Origin of the sequence: Rhodoplanes roseus, from assembly GCF_003258865.1 — a bacterium.
In the GTDB taxonomy this organism is placed as follows: domain Bacteria; phylum Pseudomonadota; class Alphaproteobacteria; order Rhizobiales; family Xanthobacteraceae; genus Rhodoplanes; species Rhodoplanes roseus.
Window position 1 is genome coordinate 1 of the sequence record NZ_NPEX01000446.1, and the last position, 3298, is coordinate 3298.

2 protein-coding genes and 1 pseudogene are annotated in these 3298 nt (G+C 72.8%); all 3 read left to right on the forward strand.

Annotated features, from left to right (window positions below):
• Positions 1-116, forward strand: a pseudogene (locus tag CH341_RS36120) (DUF721 domain-containing protein); the annotation flags it as partial.
• A 157-nt stretch (positions 117-273) separates the two neighbouring features.
• A complete protein-coding gene (locus CH341_RS29835) occupies positions 274-918 on the forward strand; it encodes a DsbA family protein (protein WP_111423042.1) in 645 nt (214 codons plus the stop codon).
• Between the two features lie 236 nt (positions 919-1154).
• On the forward strand, positions 1155-3298 hold a 2144-nt coding region (locus tag CH341_RS29840; protein WP_146604680.1), incomplete at its 3' end, for a chromosome segregation SMC family protein.

Sequence of the window (3298 nt, forward strand, 5' to 3'; positions counted from 1 at the left end):
GGCGCCGGCTCGACCCGGCCGCCGTCGCGGCGGTCGCCGCCACCCTGCCCGGCGTCGCCGACCAGGGGCTGCGGGACGCCCTCGCCCGCCTCGGCGCGGCGGTGAAGCGCCGCTGACCTCCGGCGGAACGCGCCTCCGTCCGGCCGATCAAGCGGACGTGACCATGGCAATCTCGCCACAAAGCGTCGCCAGATTGCCTGTTCTGCGCAAACCCGCTAGCCAACCAACCGCGTTTCCGGACGAGCCGGACGTAGCGAAGCGAAGCCGAAGAGGATGACCGTGCCCGTCACACGCCGCGAACTCGTCACCAGCGCCTCCTGCCTCGTCGCCGCCGCCGCGCTCGGCGTCCCCGTCGCGGCCCGCGCCGACACGGTCGACATGACGGAGCTGATGAAGCCGAGCGCGCTCGGCGACATCGCCATGGGCAAGGACGACGCCCCCGTCACCATCGTCGAATACGCCTCGATGACGTGCACGCACTGCGCCCATTTCTCGCGGGAGGTCTTCCCGAAGATCAAGGAGCGCTACATCGACAGCGGCAAGGTGCGCTACATCCTGCGCGAGTTCCCGCTCGATCCGCTCGCCGCCGGCGCCTTCATGCTGGCCCGCTGCGCCGGCAACGACAAATACTATCCGATCGTCGAGACGCTGTTCGAGCAGTTCAACAAGTGGGTCGTGCAGAACCCGATCCCGCCGCTGCTCGCCATCGCCAAGCAGGCCGGCTTCACCCAACAGACCTTCGAGGCCTGCCTGCAGAATCAGAAGCTGCTCGACGGCATCGACGAGGTCCGCAAGCGCGGTTCGCAGGCCTTCAAGATCGAATCGACCCCCACCTTCTTCGTCAACGGCGAGCGTGTCGTCGGGGCCCTGCCGCTCGACGAATTCTCCAAGGTCATCGACAAGTATATCAAGGCGTGAGAAGCGCTTAGCGCTTACCACCGGGTGCGGCGGCGCGGACTTTCCCGCGTCGCGCGCCGGACGCCGGCGGTGGACAAGCCGGCCGGCCCTGTTGCCTTCGCGGCCGCGATCGATTCATTCTCCGCCGCGATGCGGCAGACCTCGACCCCATCGGGCCCGAGCCCGTTCCTGACATGCGTGCCGGCGGCGACGCCGCGCGCGCCCGATGTCTCGCGTGCCCCGGGAGCCCTCGGATCATGAAGTTCAAGCGACTGCGCCTGATCGGCTTCAAGTCCTTCGTCGAGCCGACCGACTTCGTCATCGAGCCCGGCCTCACCGGCGTGGTCGGGCCGAACGGCTGCGGCAAGTCGAACCTCGTCGAGGCGCTGCGCTGGGTGATGGGCGAGGCGTCGCACAAGGCGATGCGCGCCGCCGACATGAACGACGTGATCTTCTCGGGCAACCAGAAGCGCCCGGCCCGCAACACCGCCGAAGTCTCGATCCTGATCGACAACACCACCCGCACGGCGCCGGCCCAGTTCAACGGCGACGATACGCTGGAGGTGTCGCGCCGCATCGAGCGCGAGCAGGGCTCGGTCTACCGGGTCAACGGCCGCGACGTGCGGGCCCGCGACGTGCAGATCCTGTTCGCCGACGCCTCGTCGGGCTCGCGCTCGCCGGCGCTCGTGCACCAGGGCCGCATTGGCGAGATCATCCAGGCGAAGCCCGAGCAGCGCCGCCGCGTGCTGGAGGAGGCCGCCGGCATCTCGGGCCTGCACGCGCGCCGCCACGAGGCCGAGCTGCGGCTGCGCGCCGCCGAGCAGAACCTGCTGCGGCTCGAGGACGTGATCGGCCAGCTCGTCAATCAGGTCGAGTCGCTCAAGCGCCAGGCGCGCCAGGCGGTGCGCTACAAGGCGCTGTCCGGCCATGTCCGCAAGGCCGAGGCGACGCTGTTCCACGTCCGCTTCAGCCAGGCGATGGCCGAGGTCGCGGCGGCCGAGCAGGCCAAGGACGAGAGCGCCCGCGCCGTGGTCGAGCGCACCTCGCTGCAGGCCGAGACGGCGACCCAGCAGGCCCTCACGGCCGCCTCGCTGCCGGCGCTGCGCGACGCCGAGGCCAAGGCCGCCGCCGCGCTGCAGCGCCTCGTCTCGGCCCGCGACGTGCTGGAGCGCGAGGAGGCCCGCGCCAACGAGCGTATGGCCGAGCTGATCCGCCGCAGCGAGCAGATCGCCCGCGACCGCGACCGAGAGGCCCAGCTTCTCGCCGACGCCGACGGCACGATGGAGCGGCTGGAGGCCGAGCGCGAGCAGCTCGCGACCGACCTCGAGGCCGCGGCCGAGCGCCGCGCCGAGATCGAGGAGCGCGTCGCCGAGGCGGACGCCGTCGTCGCCGCGACCGAGAAGGGCCTGTCCGAGCTGACCGCCGCGCTCGCCGAGGTGACGGCGCGCCGCCGCCAGCTCGAAGGCGCGGTGCGCGCCCAGAGCGAGCGGGCCAGCCGCACCGAGAACGAGCTGTCGAGCGTCACGGCCGACCTCGACCGGATGATGGCCGAGGCCAACGACGCGGTCGACCTGGAGGCGCTGGCCGAAGCGGTGGAGATCGCCAATGCGGCCTCCATCGAGGGCGAATCCGCCTCGGTGCGGGCCGAGGCGGCCCATTCGGGCGCCCGGCAAGCGCTCGACGTCGCCCGCCAGCCGCTGGCGGAGGCGGAGCGCCGCGCCAACCGGCTGGAGACGGAGGCCAAAACCCTCGCCAAGGTGCTGCATGTCGACGCCAAGCAGCTGTGGCCTCCCGTCATCGACGGCCTGAAGGTCGACAAGGGCTACGAGACCGCGCTGGGCGCTGCGCTCGGCGACGATCTCGATGCGCCGGTGGAGCCGACCGCGCCGATCCGCTGGACGCTGGCGGCCGGCGACGGATCCGATCCGGCCCTGCCGGAGGGCATCGAGTCGCTCGGCTCGCACGTCACCCAGGCGCCCGAGGAGCTCAAGCGCCGGCTCGCCCAGATCGGCGTGGTGTCGCGCGCCGACGGGCCGCGGCTCGCCGGGATGCTGAAGCCCGGCCAGCGGCTCGTCTCGCTCGACGGCGACTTCTGGCGCTGGGACGGTTTCGCGGTCGCGGCGCATGCACCGACCGGCGCGGCGCGCCGGCTCGCCGAGCGCAACCGCCTCGCCGATGTCGAGGCCGAGCTGGCGCTCGCCCGCGCCGAGGTCGAGACCCGCCGCGAGGCGGTCGAGGCCGCCCAGGCCGAGGTCCGCGACGCCGCCGAGCAGGAGACCGCGGCGCGCAGCGCCCGCCGCGACCTGCAGCGCGCCGCCGACGCCGCCCGCGCCCGCTACGCCGCCGCCGAGCGCGAGCTCGGCCGGCTGCCCGCCCGCCGGGCCGGCCTGGTCGAGGCGCC